Origin of the sequence: Clostridium sp. 1001271st1 H5 (assembly GCF_005845215.1) — a bacterium.
Lineage (GTDB): Bacteria > Bacillota > Clostridia > Lachnospirales > Lachnospiraceae > Enterocloster.
Window position 1 is genome coordinate 20,327 of sequence record NZ_SPHO01000002.1, and the last position, 17,244, is coordinate 37,570.

Genomic DNA, 17,244 nt, shown 5'->3' on the forward strand with positions numbered 1-17,244 from the left:
GCCTTTTGTCATGAAGCCTGTTTAAAAAGAATCATATTTTGCTATTTGGTCCACTTTATGATATGCTGGAAAAACAGGTACGGAGCAGGTTAACGTTGGCAAAAACTTGGACAAAAGATAAGGGGATGACGCACATGTCCTTTACGATTAAAGATGCGCTGGAGCTGGACTGCCTCAGGGACTGTAAGCTGGTTGCAGGCGCCGGGGGAACCGGCAATCCCATAACATGCATAGACACCATGGAAATACCGGACATAACCCTGTGGCTGAAGAAGAATGAACTGCTGATTACCACGGGATACTCCATAAAAAGTGATAAGAAGTTTTTATCGCACCTCATCACCAGCCTTCATAAGGCCCAGGCAGCGGGAATCATGATTAAGACCAGGTTCATCGGCTCGCTCCCGGACGAGTGCCTGGTGCTGGCGGAGCAGCTTAAAGTCCCGCTGATTGAGATACCGGACGCAAAGCCTTTTATCGAGCTGATTAACGCCCTGATGCGGGTGATTGTGGACGAGCAGAACATGCTTTTGGATTACAGGAACGAAATCTACAAAAAATTCACGGATTTGGAGCTTAACGGCGGAGGCCTGGACCGGGTGGGAAAGGTTCTGTACAGCCTTCTGGAAAAGCCCATTACCCTGTTTGACGATAGCATGAATAAGAAGCTGGAATTCCCCTCCGGGGGCTATTTCAGCAGTACCCTGGGGGAGGATGTGTGGGACCAGCTGATGAAGGCCGTGGGCAAGATGCCCTACAACCAGGAGGAACTGTGCATACGGTTTGATGACCATGTGGTTGAGATACGCAAGATATATTTAAAAAGCAGGCCCTGCGGCTACATTTTCGCTGAAATAGAGACAGACCAGCTGGAGGACAGGGACAGGATTGTCCTGGACCAGGCGGTTACTGCATTTGCCCTGGAGTTTTCCAAGCTGGAGGTGATTTACCAGCACCAGAACATGATGGGGACCAGTTTTTTCCTGGACATTATCATGGGCAACATCAAGAGCGAGGAGGAGGCTGTGCTGCGCTCCGATTATCTGAACTGGCCCAAGCTGCCTGTATTCATCGTGGTGCTGGATATTTATAACTTTGAAAAGTATGTCCAGAAAAAGACGGAGGAGGATGTGATTCAGGTCAAGCAGAGGACCTGCCATCTCATACAGAAAACCTTCTGGTATTACAATGTGGAGTGTCTGGTGATACCCAAAAGCGACAGCTTTTCCTGCATTATCCCGTCCAAGTGCCGGAGCCAGGTCCCGCCGATACTGGACCAGATACAGACATGGGGCATACAGGCCATGGGATTCCGTCTGACAGCCGGTATATCCAAGAACACAGACCATTATCTGGGACTTAAAAATGCTTATGAGGATGCCCGCGATGCCATCAGGATAGGGGAAATCCTGGACAAGCCGGTGGTTTTTATTAAGGATGTAAACTTTGAGCACGCGTTGATTCGGGGGGCAAACCAGGAATATATACGGGGATACATTGAGGAAACCGTGGGAAAGCTCCAGGCCTATGACCGGGAGAACCAGACAGAGCTTCTGAAGACCCTGAGTGAGCTGGTGCACAATATGGGAATCAGGACACAGACAGCGGATGCCCTGTTCCTGCACCGCAATACCCTGGCATACAGAATCAAGAAAATAGAGACAATCACAGGATACGACCTGTCCCGCAGGGATAAGCTGCTGGAGCTGGGAATCGCCCTGCGGATGGCTCCGTTTTTTAAACCATAGGTCACGGACCGGCAGACAGCAGATTGCCAGTTGTGCTAGTTGCACAACTGGCAATTTGTGCTTTCATACGTGGTGCACATAGATATGATTTTATAAAAATTTTATAATTATAGACAGAAAATATACAGCACTTTGCGAAGAAGTAGAGTCCGAATGATATGGAGGGGCAGAATTATCTGATTTTGCACGGGCTCTTTTTTAATACAATAAGGAGGAATCAATATGGCAGAAGAAATCATCCGATTTGAGCATGTGTCCTACACTTACCCGGGAGCGGATATACCTGCGGTGAAGGACGTCTCATTCAGCATTGAGGAAGGGGAAATCGTTCTTATAACAGGACCTTCCGGAGCAGGAAAGACCACATTGTGCTCCATGCTCAACCGGATAATACCGGAATCCTACGGCGGCGGCATTGAAGGAAAGATTTACATAAAGGGAGCCGACATATCCAAGTACACCATCGGACAGATGGCATTCATATCCGGGATGCTGTTCCAGGACCCAAGCGGCCAGCTGACCTGCGCAACGGTGGAGGACGAGATAGCCTTTGGGCCTGAGAACAAGGGACTTCCCGTGGATACCATCAATGCCCTGGTGGACAAGTATGCCGGATACGTGGGTATGGAAAAGCTGATGCGCAGGCCGCCCCAGGCATTGTCCGGCGGACAGCAGCAGTCAGTGGCCTATGCCTCCGTCCTTGCTATGGAGCCTGAAATCTATGTGCTGGACGAACCCACCTCCAATCTGGACCCCCTGGGAAGCGACCTGGTGTTCCGGCTGATGGAGAGGGTGGCGGGGGATATGAACAAAACAGCCATTATCGTGGAGCATAAGCTGGAGAAAATCATCGGCCTGGTGGACCGGATTATTGTAATGGACAAAGGAGGGATTGCCTTTAACGGAAAGCCGGTGGAGGTGCTGCACCACTATCAGGAGTTAAAGGAAATCGGGGTGGTGGCCCCCCAGATGAACCAAATCATCAATTTGCTGTCGGACCATGGCATGGCGGAGCTGTTTCCCACTACCTGCTTTGAAGAAGCGGTCAGGGAGTTAAAGGCAGCGCTCCCCTCTCAGCTGCCGCTGGAGAAGATGAAGGAGACAGCCGCCCGTTTTACCAATCCTCCGTCCTATGACAAGCCCATCATTGAAATCAGGGACCTGCATTTCGGATATACCCCAGAGGTGGAAGTGCTTCACGGGGTCAGCCTGGATGTGTATGAGGGGGAGTTTCTTTCCATTGTGGGCCAGAACGGTTCCGGAAAGACCACCATTGTAAAGCATTTTAACGGGCTCCATAAACCTACCTCCGGCACGGTCCGGGTAAAGGGGGTGGCTACCTCGGACAGTACGGTGGCAAAGCTCTCCCAGAGCGTGGGCTACTGCTTCCAGAACCCGGACCACCAGATTTTCTCATCCGTGGTAAAGGATGAGCTGTGTTACGGCCCAAAGAACTTAAGGTGGCCCCAGCAGGAAATAGAAGAGTCGGTCAGCGAGGTGGGACGTTTCCTGAAAATAGAGGATTTGTTTGACCAGAACCCCTATAACCTGAGCAAGGGACAGCGCCAGCAGATTGCAGTGGCCGCCATTCTTGCCATGAAGCCCGATGTGCTGGTGGTGGATGAGCCAACCACGGGACAGGACCCGCGTCAGAGCCATGAAATGATGGATATGGTAAAATGGCTGAACACGGAACTGCACAAGACCATTGTGGTTATCACCCATGACATGAGCATTGCGGCGGAGTACTCGGACCGTATTGTGGTGATGCACAGCGGGCAGGTTATTGCCCAGGGAATCCCCAGGGAGGTGTTTGCCCGGGAGGAGCTTCTGAATTCTTCCAACCTGGAATCCCCGCAGATTACTCGGCTTTTGCAGCAGGCCGGAATCAAGGAGCCGGTGGTTATTGATGTACAGGAAGCCTTTGAGCTTCTGTCTCTGATTACATTTAAGGAGGGAAATGCATGAAGGTCAATTCCATAGAACAATCATTTTTATATTCACTGGACCCGCGTACCAAGATGCTGATGCTTCTGATGCTGATTCTTATGGGTGTCATGATAATGGACCCCTTCCTCACCGTTGTTATGATGCTGCTGATTTATCTCCTGTACCGGGGCTCAGGCGTGTCCGCGAATCAGGTGTGGAGGACCACAAAGCCTCTGATTCTGGCCTTTGTGCTGTTCTTCCTGCTGAATTTCCCCTTTGCAACGCCTTTAGAGGGGGAACGGGTATTTTTCTACCTTCTGCCCATGAATAAGATACCCGTGACCATGACCGGCATTCTTACCGGCCTGGGAAACGGACTCAGGTTCATTATGTTTATCTGGATTTCAGACCTTATAACCCAGGCAACGCCCACCAGCGATATTGTCCTGGCATTGAATAAGGGCCATGTGCCGCCGGAGGCATCCATTGCCATCGGAATCGCATTTTCCTATATCCCGGTGTTAAAGAAGGAGTTCTCCACGGTCATTGAGGCCCAGAAATCCAGGGGGGCCAGCTTTGAGAGCAAGAACCTGTTTGTCAAGGTTAAGGCATATATACCGGTCATAGTTCCGGGCCTGTTTATTTCCATCATGAAGGGGCGGGACATTGCCAGGGCCATTGAGGCCAGGGGATTTACCTATGACCCGGTGGAGCGCACATACCGTCATGAAATTAAGTGGAGAAACAGGGACTATGTGGTCATCGCCGGGCTGGTTGCAGTATTCGGCGTTATCGCTTACTTCAATGTGGGAAAGGGGTGGTTTAACACTAGATTTATCTATGACCTGTTGTTTAACCGATAAATGAAGGAAGAGAGGTAATGAGTATGGACAAAAAGACGAAGCTGGGTTTGCTGGGGTTGGTTGCACTATTTGTATTCTTCATTCTGTTCCGCGTATTTTACCAGAAGGGGGCCAAGCTGCTGGACGGGCTGTATCCCTGGAACTGGGTGGCGCTGGTTGTGATATTGGTGCTGCTGGGGATTTTTGCTTACAAACTTACAAAGAAGAAATAAGGAAAGACAGGAGGATGGTAATATGGCGGAAGAAAAAAGACTGGACGTAAAAGAGAGAAAACCGTTCCTGACATCAAATCAGATTGGCATTGCCGCGGCATTCGGAGGCGCAGCATTTGCCTTCCGTGCCCTGGGCATTTCGGTACCCCTGGTGCCGCCGCTTGTCATGGACCCAGGCGCGCTGATGCCCTGCCTGGCCGGTATGGCAGGCGGACCGGTGGTGGGAGCCATTGTGGGCATTGCAAGGGGAATTCCATCAGGCACACCCATTGTGGATATCTGGGCCCAGCCCATAAAAGGTATTTACTGGGCCTTTATCTGGAAGTTTGTGATTCTTAAAATAGAGGACCCTAAAAAACGCTGGCTGGTGTTTGGCATTCTGACCTTCCTGCTTCAGTTCTTTGTTGAGCAGCCCATGTTCACAGCGGGAAATGCGTATCTGCTGAAGCTGTACCCATTCTATCCCACATGGCCATTTACCCTGGCCTGGTATGCAGTGCTGTATTCCGTATTCCAGTTTGTAATCTTTGCAGCCCTGATTAAGGCATTTCCCGGATTGTTCGGATGGAAGACAGGAAAGAAGACGAAATAGGGAGAAGGGAGCACAGAACCATGGATAACAAGAGGCTAAAGGAACTGGTGGAGGAGAGGAAAGAGGAGCTGCTGGATTTATGCTGCCGCATGATTCAGATTCCCAGCGTGAACCCGCCGGGAGAGGTGGAGGAAATCGTACGCTTTATCTGCGATTATCTTGAAAAGCATGGAATTTCCTGGGAAATCATCCGTCCCACGCCGGATACGCCCAATATTGTGGCAAAGATGGGTAATCCGGAAGGAAGGGTGCTGGTCCTGAACGGGCACTGCGACGTAGTGCCTCCGGGAAATCCGGACAAGTGGGATTTTGACCCGTTCTGCGGTGAGATACGGGACGGGAAGATACTGGGACGGGGTACATCTGATATGAAGACAGGTCTTGGGGGGCTGCTCTTTGTCATGGGAATCCTGTCGGACGAAAAGGTTGACCTGGGCGGACAGATTGTACTGACCGTTGTTCCGGATGAGGAGGTCAGCGGGGCCTGGGGCAGCAAGTGGCTGGTGGAGAGCGGAACCGTAAAAGGGGATGCCTGCCTGATTGCAGAGCCCACCGGGTATTTTAACTGTGAAATCGGCCAGAAGGGTAGCTGCTGGATTAAGCTGTCCGTAAGCGGGACCCCGGCCCATGGAAGTCTTTCACCCTTTGTGGGCGACAATGCCATCGTAAAGCTGATGCGGGTCCTGGAGCGTATGGAAAAAATCAGGGATATTGTTCCCAGGTACGATGAGGAGACAGCAAGGGTCATGGAGGAATCCAGGGCAATGGCGGAGCGGCTGCTGGAGGCAAAGGGGGCGCGCCATGTGCTGAACCATTGTACGGTCAATATCGGAAAAATAAACGGCGGCACAAAGGTCAACATGGTCCCGGACCATGCTGAGGCGGAGGTGGATATCCGGATTCCTCTGGGCGTCACCACCGCCATGGTGGAGGATGCGGTGGACCTGATTATCCGGGAAGCGGGCGCAGATGGCGTGACCTATGATTTCGGATGGAAGTCCGAACCCAACAGTACGCCCCAGAATGCACAAATCGTGGAGGCGGTTGCCAGGAACGTGGAGGACGTGTGGAAGGAACCGCTGAACAGGACCTACCAGTGGGCCAGCAGCGACGCCAGATTTTTCCGCTACGCCGGAATCCCCACGCTGCAGTACGGACCTGCCAACCTGGAGGGGGTCCATGCCTACAATGAGACAGTGGACGTACAGGATGTGGTCAATGCGGCCAAGGTGTATATCGGGGCCATTACGGATTATCTGGGACAGGAGTGATGGATATGAATCAGACATTCCGGGTGGGAGTCATCCGCGTCATTACTCTCCCGGACCAGGCCCAGGCGGAAATCCACGGCAGGCTGATGGAGCAGTATGTACCGGCGCTTAAAACCTTTACGGTCTGCATCCCGGACCAGCCAGAGGGAATACACAGCCTGGAATTAAAGGTGCAGGCAGTGCCGAAAATCATAAAAGCAGCCAGGGCGTTTGAGGATGCGGACGCCGTTGTAGTCAGCTGTGCCGACGACCCGGCTGTGGAGGAACTGAGAGAGGAACTGGATATTCCGGTCATCGGGGCAGGCAGCTCCGTGGCAGCCATGGCCGGACGGTACGGGGCGCATCCGGGCATACTGGGTATCACGGACTATGCGCCGGAGCCGTATGCCAGAATATTTGGAGACAGGCTGATTAACCTGGGAACGCCGGAGGGAGTGAACGGCACCCTTGATTTGATGACGGATAAGGGGAGGGAGAGTGTAATCAGGAAGGCGCTGGAGTTAAGGGCTGCGGGCGCCTCCTCCATCGCCCTTTCCTGCACAGGAATGAGCACCATCGGTATTTCGGACCTGCTCATGAGAAAATGCGGGATTCCTGTTATTGACCCGGTGCTGGCAGAAAGCGTCTGCACATATTTTGAGTGCCTGAGGACGAAAAAATAGAGAGAGGGCTTACAAGGATGTTAATGCGACCAATTTTAGAATTATACGATATACTGGACAGCAGCTTTGTTTCCGGAAAGGCCATAAAGACATACTTTGAACAGTTTGGCGCCAATCAGGTGGAAGTGCGCACCATGTCCCAGCAGGGACATGCCACTGATTTCGTGAAAATCAGGATTCCGGGACGGTATGGAAAGACTTCGGGCGGCGCAGCCCCCACTCTGGGAATACTGGGGCGCCTGGGCGGACTGGGCGCCAGGCCGGATGCCACTGGTTTTGTCTCCGATGGGGACGGGGCCCTGGCAGTGCTGGCGGTTGCGTCCAAACTGTTTACCATGAAACGCAACGGGGATGAGCTGGATGGGGATGTGATTGTGGCCACCCACATCTGCCCGTCCGCTCCCACCATGCCCCATGAGCCGGTGCCCTTCATGGGCTCCCCGGTGGACATGGCTGTGATGAATGAGGCGGAGGTGGACGGGGATATGGATGCCATCCTTTCCGTGGACACTACCAAGGGAAACAGAATCATCAACCACAGGGGGTTTGCCATATCACCCACGGTAAAGGAAGGGTACATCCTGCGCATCAGCGACGATTTGCTGGATATCATGCAGATGACCACAGGGGAACTGCCCTATACCTTCCCCATTACCATACAGGATATCACGCCGTATGGGAATTCACTGTACCACCTGAACAGCGTGCTGCAGCCGTCCACGGCAACCAGGGCCCCGGTGGTGGGGGTTGCAATTACCAGTGAGAGCATGGTGCCGGGCTGTGCCACAGGGGCCACCCATCTGAATGATGTGGAGGAGGCAGCCAGGTTTGCACTGGAGACAGCAAAGGCATTTGGCAAGGGTAAATGCCGTTTCTACGATGAGGATGAGTACCGGATGCTGATTGAAAAATACGGCTCCATGGCCCATATCCAGACAATGGGGCGGTGACGGCGGTGGGGAAAATCGGGTTTATTACCATCGGTCAGTCGCCGCGCACGGATGTGGTGCCTGAGATAAGAGAGATACTGGGCCGGGATGTCCAAATTCTGGAGGCAGGCGCCCTGGATGGGCTGGACCGGGCGGAGATAGAGGCCCTGGGCCCGGAACAGGGCTGTGAAAACGTACTGGTGTCAAGGCTGAGGGACGGTTCATGGGTTACCATGGATGAGAAAAAGCTGCTGCCGCTTTTGGAGGAGAGAATCAGCCGGCTGGAGGAGCAGGGAGCGGGACTTGCGGTACTGCTGTGTACCGGTCCCTTTCCACGGCTGGGGTCGGGAGGGATTCCGGTCATTTACCCTTTCCGGCTGATGGAGACTGTGTTTCCCTGCTTTTCAGTCCGGGGCAGGGTGGGAATCGTGACGCCGGATGAGAAGCAGAAGGAACTGTGCATGGGGAAGTGGTCCCCTGTCATGAAGCATGTGGCAGTGACCGTGTGCAACCCATACGACAGGGACTGCAGCCTGGAGCAGGCAGCCATGGACATGAGAAACGCCGACCCTGATTTCATTGTGCTGGACTGCATTGGCTATAACAAAGAAATGAAACAGAAAATGGAGCAGCTCACCGGAAAGCCGGTTATCCTGCCCAGAGGTTTTCTGGCAGGCGTTATCAGGGAGTGGTGCGGCTGATTTACAGCCTGGCTGGTCAGCAGCGCAGTGATTTGCAGGAATACCATAGTGATGTTTTAAAATAAGCATTTGTCCTTGGGCAGATGCTTATTTTTGCGGATTCAGCCCATACTTATAGAAAAAAGGAAGGGACTGCCATGGAACTGTCACCTAAGGCCGGACGCCTGCTCCGACTGCTGTATCTGCGGCATATGCCGGGTATCCTGGGCATGGAGATTGGGGCGCGTTTAAAATTAAGGGAATCTTTATTGAAATTAACAGGATATGATGGTAAGCTTCATAGGTAATCTGATATAAGATGGGAGGAATTGCAATATGAAGAGACATTCATTGATTATAGCGGCGGCTGCACTGGCAGCGGCCATGGTACTGGGAACCGGCTGCGCCAGGAAACCGGCGGTGGAGACATCGGAGACAGCCGCCAGCCAGGCTTCGGCTGGGGAAACCGCCAAGGCGCCGGAGACAACGGCCCAGGTCCTGGAAACCACGGAGCAGGCGGCTGAGGCAAAGGAAGTATACCATATGCTTCAGGGAACCGTCACAAAGGTGACGGAGGACGGCTCTGTGTTCACCCTTCAGGCGGACGACGGCAGAGATTATGATATCAGGCAGTCAGATATCCGGGATGTGGAAGTGGAGATTGAGGAGGATGTACAGATTGCCGTTGCGTATATAGGAGAGCCTCTGGGCAGGCTGGAGGATGTGACCCTGGTGGTGGCCCTTCCGGAGCAGGAGGAATGGAGCATCCTTACGGAGAAAGGCACGACCACGGCCAACGCCATGAGCAGCTTTACCATGAAGACAGACGACGGCCAGGAGTTAAGCTTTTTAAAGGATAACTGCCCCATAGAGGACGGGGCCCTGGCAGGCGACAGCGGGGATAAGGTAACCGTGACCTATGTGAATTCCCAGGGAGTGAACTACCCGGTGGAGATTAAAGGTACAAAATAGAAGGACTGAGGCCACAATTTTGTGAAAAACCCTTGCAAAATAAGTATTTTCCCTGTACAATCTGATATTGAGTAAACAGCGTGAGAGGGGCCGTATATGACCCCTCTTTTACTAGGGTGTGTTTGAAAATGGTTTTCCGTCAGATGGCGGCAGCGGATTTTCAAACAGGCCCTTGAGTATAATAACAGAACAGATTAAGAGAAAGGTAACGAACATGATTAGTACAAGCAACATATCCCTTCGCGTGGGCAAGAAGGCATTGTTTGAGGATGTGAATATCAAATTCACCGAGGGCAACTGCTATGGACTTATCGGTGCGAACGGCGCCGGAAAGTCCACATTCCTTAAAATCCTGTCAGGCCAGCTGGAGCCTACCAGCGGCGATGTCATCATCACCCCCGGACAGAGGCTGTCCTTCCTGCAGCAGGACCACTTTAAGTATGACCAGTACACGGTTCTGGATACGGTTATCATGGGCAACAAGAGGCTGTATGAGATAATGAAGGAAAAGGAAGCCATCTACATGAAGGAGGACTTCACGGACGAGGACGGCATCAAGGCCGCTGAGTTAGAGGGTGAATTCGCCAACATGAACGGATGGGAGGCAGAGTCGGATGCTGAAAGCCTGTTAAACGGACTTGGCATTGAGCCGGACCTGCACTATGTGCAGATGGCCTCGCTTCTGGGCGCCCAGAAGGTAAAGGTGCTGCTGGCCCAGGCCCTGTTCGGCAACCCGGACATCCTGCTTCTGGATGAGCCTACCAACCACCTGGATTTGGACGCCATTGCGTGGCTGGAGGAGTTTTTGATTAACTTTGAGAACACGGTTATCGTGGTATCCCATGACCGTTATTTCCTGAATAAGGTCTGCACCCAGATAGCGGACATTGACTATGGCAAAATCCAGCTGTATGCAGGAAACTATGACTTCTGGGTGGAGTCCAGCCAGCTGATTGTCAAGCAGATGAAGGAAGCCAACCGCAAGAAGGAAGAGAAGATTAAGGAACTGCAGGAATTCATCCAGCGCTTCTCCGCCAATGCTTCCAAGTCCAAGCAGGCTACTTCCCGTAAGCGCGCCCTGGAGAAGATTGAACTGGACGACATCCGTCCTTCCAGCCGTAAGTATCCATACATTGATTTCCGTCCTTTCCGCGAGATTGGCAACGAGGTCCTTACCGTGGAGCACTTAAGCAAGACCATTGACGGCGAGAAGATACTGGACGATATCTCCTTCATCCTGGGCCGCGAGGACAAGGTGGCCCTGGTGGGACCAAATGAGCGGGCCAAGACCGTGCTCTTTAAGATTCTGTCCGGCGAGATGGAGCCGGATGAGGGAAGCTATAAGTGGGGGCTTACCACCTCCCAGGCCTACTTCCCCAAGGACAACAGCGCCGAGTTTGACAACGATGATACCATCGTGGAGTGGCTGACCCAGTATTCGCCTGAGAAGGACGTAACCTATGTCCGCGGCTTCCTGGGACGTATGCTGTTTGCCGGGGAGGACGGCGTGAAGAAGGTGAAGGTCCTTTCCGGAGGCGAGAAGGTGCGCTGTATGCTGTCCAAGATGATGATATCAGGGGCCAATGTGCTGATGCTGGATGAGCCGACGGACCATCTGGACATGGAGTCCATTGACGCGCTGAACCGCGGTATGATTAAGTTCCCGGGCGTAATGATTTTCTCCTCCCGTGACCACCAGATTGTGCAGACCACTGCAAACCGCATCATGGAAATCATCAACGGCAAGCTGGTAGATAAGATTACCACCTACGATGAGTACCTTGAAAGTGATGAGATGGCTCGTAAGAGATTTACCTTCACATTGACTGAAAGTGAAGAGGCAGACGATTAATATAGTGGCAGTGACAGGGCGGCAGGATGGATGAATCCTGCCCCTTTTCAGTAGAGGCTGGGATTCCGAAAGGGGATGAACCGTTGAGAAAAGCATATATCCAGGCACTGGCAGCCTGTCTGGCCCTGGCCCTGTCAGGGTGCGCGGCAGGGAACAACCGGCTGGAGCAGGCAGGGGGCGCTGCCGCAGACCGTCCGGCACAGCAGGCCGGACAGGCCGGAGACAAGGCCGGACAGACAGGAGATAAGTCCGGGCAGACAGGAGATAATGCCGGACAGGAGGATACAGAGTCCGTGCCGGGGGAGGGAGAGGACAGCCCTTATAAGGCAGGAAAGCTGGGAGATGACTACATTCTTCCCCATGGAGCGGAACACGCGTACACGGCCGGGGAACTGGCCGGGCTGACTGCGGAGGAACTGAGGATAGCCAGGAATGAGATTTATGCAAGGCATGGAAGATGGTTTAAGAGCGAGGACCTGAACCGGTATTTCCGGAAGAAATCCTGGTACGAACCATCGGTGGAGCCGGATGCCTTTGACAGCAGTGTGCTGAACCGGAATGAGCGGGACAATCTTAAAATCATTAAGCAGCTGGAGGAAGGACGGAGTGTCTGCACTGCGCCCAGAATCGGGGTGGAGGATTTCCCGGTGATAGACGGCTCCACGGCTGCCCTGCCCCTTATGCATGCCCTGTACCGCATGACCACGGGAGCCACGGCCATGGAGGCGGAGGCAGCGGTGAACCACCATAAGACCACAGGTGCGTGGCTGTCCCTGATTCAGGGGGATGGGGGGGGGTGGTACGGAAAAGCCGACCTGGTGATTGCCTATGAACCGGGGGAGCAGGTGGAAAAGGCAATGCAGGAGTCCGGCAGGGAAATCCTTATGAAGCCAATCGGCAGGGACGCCCTGGTATTCCTGGCCAACCGTTCCAATCCGGTTAAGTCCCTTACCGGCAGACAGATAGCGGACATCTATTCCGGCGCCATCCGCAACTGGAAGGATGTGGGCGGCAGGAACAGAGCCATTCAGGCATTCCAGAGGACCGGGGATTCCGGCAGCCAGAACCTGATGGAGAAGCTGGTCATGAAGGGAACCGCCATGGCAGACGCGCCAAAGGAGCTGGTGTCCGGGGATATGGGGGAGCTGATTGAGAAAGTATCGGCCTATGACGGAACCGGGGACGCCCTGGGATATTCGGTGTACTACTATGCCAGGAATATGTACCGGAAACCGGAGCTGGCCTTTATGGCAGTGGACGGCGTGATGCCGGACAGCGATACCATCCGGGACAAAAGCTATCCCTTTGTCAACGATTTTTACGCTGCTGTCCGGGCTGATGAGCCAAAGGATTCAAAGGCATACCAGCTCTTTGAGTGGCTTACCACTGAGGATGGACAGTCCCTGATTAACGGCCTGGGGTATGTGGGCGTTGGAAAAGGGGAAAAGGAACTGCCAGGGGAGCTGACTGGTTTGGATGAGGCATTTGAGGGCTCTGTGCCACTTCCTGAGGGCTATGTGATTCTGGCCTCCGGGCCTGCCCTTTACGGTGAGGCGGGAATCGGCGTGTTCGACTCCAGCATGCGCCTGCTTCAGTTTATCAGCCATGTGGAGGGCAGCAGCGTGTCTCCTTACCTGGAGTGCAGCAGGGAAACAGTCATCCCGGCCATGGATACCCTGACAGGGAAATACGGGCATTATTCCATTGCAGAGAACCGGTGGGTGGACTGGTCCGGGGATGACACATGGGAGAAAGCATACCGGCTGGAGGAGTCCTTTAGGGAGGACCACCAGGACCTTCTTCAGATGTACGGCATAACCGGGGAGGATGTGGAAACCAGATATTACTCAGACAGCGGGCTTCCGGTTATCCTGATGAGGCAGGGAAATCTGGAACACTACTATGACGTATATGGAAACCATCTGCTGGATTACGACACAGAGGGAAAGACAGAGGATGAGCTGCCCTACCGCTATGTGGTCCAGGTGGGAGGCGGCACAGCATACATCTGCATCACGGACCAGGATTCGTACCGGTCCCGGTACATCATCTGCCGGGACGGGAAACCGGTGAAGGAGCTTGTCTCCAATGAAAAGGGAGATGTGAGCACCATTGGACAGTATTTTTACACAAGATGGAACGGCCCTTACTGTTATTTTTACAATTACAAGGACGAGGCATGTGCCAAATTCCTGAACGGATATTATGGAATGGATTGAGAGGAGAAAAGACATGGAAAAAATCACCAGTTTTACCATTGACCACAATAAGCTGCAGCCAGGGGTCTATGTATCCAGGAAAGACCAGGTGGAAGGCGCGGTTGTGACCACCTTTGACCTGCGGATGACCTCGCCCAACCAGGAGCCGGTGATGAATACGGCGGAAATGCATACCATCGAGCATCTGGGGGCAACCTTTTTAAGGAATCACGGGACCTTTGGGAAAAAATGCATCTATTTCGGACCCATGGGATGCAGGACCGGGTTCTATCTGCTGCTGGCAGGGGACTATGAGTCAGGGGATATCCTGCCCCTGATGGTGGAAATGTATGAGTTCATCCGTGATTTTGACGGTGAGGTGCCGGGGGCATCCCCAAAGGACTGCGGCAATTATCTGGATATGAATCTGGGTATGGCCAGATTCCTGGCCAAAAAGTACCTGGATGTGCTGTACCATGTGGACGAATTCCCGGAATCCAGGCTGGTATATCCGGAGTAAGCAGTCATTGAAATATAAGACAGGGACGTACCGGAAAAGTCATAACCGGAGCATGTTCCGGAGAGGAGCCATAAAAAATGACAAAGTTGATTTCGTGGAATGTGAACGGCCTCAGGGCCTGTGTGGGTAAGGGCTTCCTGGATTTTTTCAGGGAAGCGGACGCAGATGTATTCTGTATACAGGAAAGCAAGCTTCAGGAGGGCCAGATTGACCTGGACCTGCCCGGCTATCACCAGTACTGGAACTATGCCAGAAAAAAGGGATATTCCGGCACAGCCATGTTTACAAAGGAAGAACCCCTGTCCGTGTCCTATGGCATCGGCATGGAGGAACACGACACAGAGGGCCGGGTGATTACGGCAGAGTTTCCTGCGTATTATGTGGTCACCTGCTATACCCCTAATTCCCAGGACGGTCTGGCAAGACTGGATTACAGGATGAAATGGGAGGATGATTTCAGGACATACCTTAAAAAACTGGAGGAGAGCAAGCCCGTGATATTCTGCGGGGACCTGAATGTGGCCCACAGGGAGATTGACCTTAAGAATCCTAAGACAAACAGGAAAAATGCAGGTTTCACCGATGAGGAGAGGGGAAAGTTCACAGACCTTCTGGCAGCCGGCTTTGTGGATACCTTCCGCTATTTCTATCCGGATTTGGAGGGAATATACTCCTGGTGGTCCTACCGTTTCAGCGCCAGGGCCAAGAATGCCGGGTGGCGTATTGACTATTTTTGTGTATCAGAAAGCCTTAAGGACAGGCTGGTAAGCGCATCCATCCACAGTACGGTCATGGGTTCAGACCATTGTCCGGTGGAGCTGGTGATTGAATAAGAGGAAAAGACGATGAATCTGGTTACCATTGAACATTTGACAAAATCATATACGGAGAGGCTGCTGTTTGACGACACCTCCTTCTCCATCAACGAAGGGGAGAAGATTGGACTGATTGGCGTCAACGGCACAGGCAAGTCCACGCTCCTTAAGATTGTGGCTGGTCTGGAAGAGCCGGATAGCGGAAGCGTGGTAAGGGGGCGCAGCCTCTACATACGCTATCTGTCCCAGATTCCGGAATTTGCAGAGGGAGATACGGTGCTGGAAAGCGTTATGCGGGAAAATGCAGACGGGTCCCATTACAGTTCCCCTGACGAAATGCAGGCCACGGCCAGGAGCATGCTTAACAAGCTGGGTATCATGGACCACGATGCCCTGACCTCCACCCTGTCGGGGGGCCAGAGAAAAAGGGTGGCTCTGGCCAGTGTGCTTATGAGTACGGCTGACCTGCTGATTCTGGACGAGCCGACCAACCATCTGGACAGCGGCATGGCTGACTGGCTGGAGGAATATCTGAAATCCTTCCGGGGCGCCCTGCTGATGATTACCCATGACCGGTACTTTCTGGACAGCGTGGTGGGCCGCATTGTGGAGCTGGATAAGGGAAAGCTTTACAGCTATCAGGCAAATTATAAGGGCTTCCTGTCCCTGAAAGCGGAACGCCTGGAAATGGCTGAGGCAACAGAGCGCAAACGCCAGACCATCCTGCGCAATGAGATTGCCTGGATGCAGCGGGGGGCCAGGGCCCGTTCCACCAAACAGAAGGCTCATATACAGCGCTATGAGGAGCTGCGGGACCAGAAGGGACCGGAGTATGACCGCAACGTGGAGCTGGAATCCATAGCCAGCCGTTTGGGCAGGACCACGGTGGAGGTGAAGGACCTTTGCAAGGCATACGCAGACAAGGTGCTGATGAAGGATTTCACCTATATCTTCCTGAAAAATGACCGTGTGGGCATCATTGGACCCAACGGAAGCGGGAAGTCCACCCTGATGAAAATGCTGGCAGGCTGGGTGGAGCCGGATTCGGGCACCATCCAGATTGGACAGACCGTGAAGATGGGTTATTTTTCCCAGGAAAACGAGGCCATGGATGAAAGTCTTAAGGTCATTGATTATATTAAGAATGCTGCGGAGTATATAAAGACAAAGGACGGCAGCATCAGCGCCAGCCAGATGCTGGAGCGGTTCCTGTTCCCGTCCGGTATGCAGTATACCACCATAGGCCGCCTGTCAGGCGGGGAGAGGCGCAGGCTCTACCTGCTGCGCATCCTCATGGAAGCGCCTAATGTGATTTTGCTGGACGAGCCCACCAATGACCTGGACATACAGACACTGACCATACTGGAGGACTATCTGGATACATTTCCGGGCATTGTCATAGCCGTGTCCCATGACCGGTATTTTCTGGACCGCGTGGTGAACCGTATCTTTGCCTTTGAGGGTCAGGGAAAGGTGAGCCAGTACGAGGGAGGGTTCACGGATTACCAGATTGCCTGGGCCGCCAGACATCCCCAGGAGGCGGGAAGCCAGAATGGCGGAAAAGGCGCTGACAGTGATAAAAGCGGGGACAGCCTGTCTGTAAACCGGAATAACTGGAAACAGGCGGCAGGCGCTGAAAAGAAGCGCAAGCTTTCCTTCAAGGAACAGCGTGAATGGGAGACCATTGAGACGGATATTGCAGACCTGGAGCAGTCCATAGAGGATTTGGAACAGGAGATTGGAAAATCCGCCACCAACTATACCAGGCTGAATGAGCTGATGGAGGAAAAGTCCGCCAGGGAAGCACAGCTGGAGGAAAAGATGGAGCGCTGGATGTATCTCAATGAGCTGGTGGAGCAGATAGAGGCCCAGAAGTAGGTCCGGGAACTGGTTATCAGAGAAATTGTATTTTTCTGAAACCAGTTCTTTTTGTTTGGAATAGGATGACGATTGCTGGCAAAAAGTGTTGATTTATTGACAAAGTATCCAACTAACTATATA

General features: G+C 53.1%; 16 protein-coding genes. All 16 read left to right on the forward strand.

The window, feature by feature from the left end:
• Positions 1-95: 95 nt before the first annotated feature.
• The 16 genes from FGS84_RS03345 (at position 96) to FGS84_RS03415 (ending at position 17,121) form a co-directional block, all read left to right on the forward strand.
• On the forward strand, positions 96-1,748 hold the full coding sequence (locus FGS84_RS03345) for a PucR family transcriptional regulator (RefSeq protein WP_171042531.1): 1,653 nt from the start codon (positions 96-98) through the stop codon (positions 1,746-1,748).
• Between the two features lie 222 nt (positions 1,749-1,970).
• Entirely contained in the window at positions 1,971-3,716 is a 1,746-nt protein-coding gene (locus FGS84_RS03350; RefSeq protein WP_138306268.1) for an energy-coupling factor transporter ATPase, read from the forward strand.
• Positions 3,713-4,540: an energy-coupling factor transporter transmembrane component T gene (locus tag FGS84_RS03355; RefSeq protein WP_138306269.1), complete on the forward strand. Its 828-nt coding sequence runs from the start codon at positions 3,713-3,715 to the stop codon at positions 4,538-4,540. The genes FGS84_RS03350 and FGS84_RS03355 overlap by 4 nt, the downstream gene beginning before the upstream one ends.
• A gap of 17 nt (positions 4,541-4,557) precedes the next feature.
• Entirely contained in the window at positions 4,558-4,752 is a 195-nt protein-coding gene (locus FGS84_RS03360; RefSeq protein WP_138306270.1) for a hypothetical protein, read from the forward strand.
• Positions 4,753-4,774: 22 nt separating this feature from the next.
• Positions 4,775-5,344 carry a hypothetical protein gene (locus tag FGS84_RS03365; protein ID WP_138306271.1) on the forward strand — a complete coding sequence of 190 codons (570 nt, stop codon included), beginning with the start codon at positions 4,775-4,777 and terminating at the stop codon, positions 5,342-5,344.
• A gap of 20 nt (positions 5,345-5,364) precedes the next feature.
• The gene (locus FGS84_RS03370) at positions 5,365-6,615 is read left to right on the forward strand and encodes an ArgE/DapE family deacylase (protein WP_171042532.1); all 1,251 of its coding nucleotides are present in this window, start codon (positions 5,365-5,367) and stop codon (positions 6,613-6,615) included.
• Positions 6,616-6,620: 5 nt separating this feature from the next.
• On the forward strand, positions 6,621-7,277 hold the full coding sequence (locus FGS84_RS03375; RefSeq protein ID WP_138306273.1) for an aspartate/glutamate racemase family protein: 657 nt from the start codon (positions 6,621-6,623) through the stop codon (positions 7,275-7,277).
• A gap of 17 nt (positions 7,278-7,294) precedes the next feature.
• Positions 7,295-8,227 (forward strand): DUF1177 domain-containing protein, encoded by a 933-nt coding sequence (locus FGS84_RS03380; protein WP_138306274.1) that lies wholly within the window; start codon positions 7,295-7,297, stop codon positions 8,225-8,227.
• Between the two features lie 5 nt (positions 8,228-8,232).
• A complete protein-coding gene (locus FGS84_RS03385; RefSeq protein WP_171042533.1) occupies positions 8,233-8,907 on the forward strand; it encodes an AroM family protein in 675 nt (224 codons plus the stop codon).
• 137 nt (positions 8,908-9,044) lie between these two features.
• Positions 9,045-9,194 (forward strand): hypothetical protein, encoded by a 150-nt coding sequence (locus FGS84_RS30710; RefSeq protein WP_171042534.1) that lies wholly within the window; start codon positions 9,045-9,047, stop codon positions 9,192-9,194.
• A gap of 28 nt (positions 9,195-9,222) precedes the next feature.
• Positions 9,223-9,858, forward strand: a complete 636-nt coding sequence (locus FGS84_RS03390) for a hypothetical protein (RefSeq protein ID WP_138306276.1) — start codon at positions 9,223-9,225, stop codon at positions 9,856-9,858.
• A gap of 214 nt (positions 9,859-10,072) precedes the next feature.
• Positions 10,073-11,710: an ATP-binding cassette domain-containing protein gene (locus FGS84_RS03395; RefSeq protein WP_138306277.1), complete on the forward strand. Its 1,638-nt coding sequence runs from the start codon at positions 10,073-10,075 to the stop codon at positions 11,708-11,710.
• A gap of 83 nt (positions 11,711-11,793) precedes the next feature.
• Complete coding sequence (locus tag FGS84_RS03400) at positions 11,794-13,929, forward strand: YARHG domain-containing protein (protein ID WP_243129844.1); 2,136 nt, start codon at positions 11,794-11,796, stop codon at positions 13,927-13,929.
• 13 nt (positions 13,930-13,942) lie between these two features.
• On the forward strand, positions 13,943-14,428 hold the full coding sequence (locus FGS84_RS03405) for an S-ribosylhomocysteine lyase (protein WP_138306279.1): 486 nt from the start codon (positions 13,943-13,945) through the stop codon (positions 14,426-14,428).
• Positions 14,429-14,505: 77 nt separating this feature from the next.
• On the forward strand, positions 14,506-15,261 hold the full coding sequence (locus FGS84_RS03410) for an exodeoxyribonuclease III (protein WP_138306280.1): 756 nt from the start codon (positions 14,506-14,508) through the stop codon (positions 15,259-15,261).
• Positions 15,262-15,273: 12 nt separating this feature from the next.
• The gene (locus tag FGS84_RS03415) at positions 15,274-17,121 is read left to right on the forward strand and encodes an ABC-F family ATP-binding cassette domain-containing protein (RefSeq protein ID WP_138306281.1); all 1,848 of its coding nucleotides are present in this window, start codon (positions 15,274-15,276) and stop codon (positions 17,119-17,121) included.
• Positions 17,122-17,244: the final 123 nt, after the last annotated feature.

Coding starts and splice junctions, on each gene's coding strand:
- FGS84_RS03350 (WP_138306268.1), top strand. CDS start 1,971: ATGGCAGAAGAAATCATCCGATTTGAGCATGTGTCCTACACTTACCCG.
- FGS84_RS03355 (WP_138306269.1), top strand. CDS start 3,713: ATGAAGGTCAATTCCATAGAACAATCATTTTTATATTCACTGGACCCG.
- FGS84_RS03360 (WP_138306270.1), top strand. CDS start 4,558: ATGAGTATGGACAAAAAGACGAAGCTGGGTTTGCTGGGGTTGGTTGCA.
- FGS84_RS03365 (WP_138306271.1), top strand. CDS start 4,775: ATGGCGGAAGAAAAAAGACTGGACGTAAAAGAGAGAAAACCGTTCCTG.
- FGS84_RS03370 (WP_171042532.1), top strand. CDS start 5,365: ATGGATAACAAGAGGCTAAAGGAACTGGTGGAGGAGAGGAAAGAGGAG.
- FGS84_RS03375 (WP_138306273.1), top strand. CDS start 6,621: ATGAATCAGACATTCCGGGTGGGAGTCATCCGCGTCATTACTCTCCCG.
- FGS84_RS03380 (WP_138306274.1), top strand. CDS start 7,295: ATGTTAATGCGACCAATTTTAGAATTATACGATATACTGGACAGCAGC.
- FGS84_RS30710 (WP_171042534.1), top strand. CDS start 9,045: ATGGAACTGTCACCTAAGGCCGGACGCCTGCTCCGACTGCTGTATCTG.
- FGS84_RS03390 (WP_138306276.1), top strand. CDS start 9,223: ATGAAGAGACATTCATTGATTATAGCGGCGGCTGCACTGGCAGCGGCC.
- FGS84_RS03395 (WP_138306277.1), top strand. CDS start 10,073: ATGATTAGTACAAGCAACATATCCCTTCGCGTGGGCAAGAAGGCATTG.
- FGS84_RS03405 (WP_138306279.1), top strand. CDS start 13,943: ATGGAAAAAATCACCAGTTTTACCATTGACCACAATAAGCTGCAGCCA.
- FGS84_RS03410 (WP_138306280.1), top strand. CDS start 14,506: ATGACAAAGTTGATTTCGTGGAATGTGAACGGCCTCAGGGCCTGTGTG.
- FGS84_RS03415 (WP_138306281.1), top strand. CDS start 15,274: ATGAATCTGGTTACCATTGAACATTTGACAAAATCATATACGGAGAGG.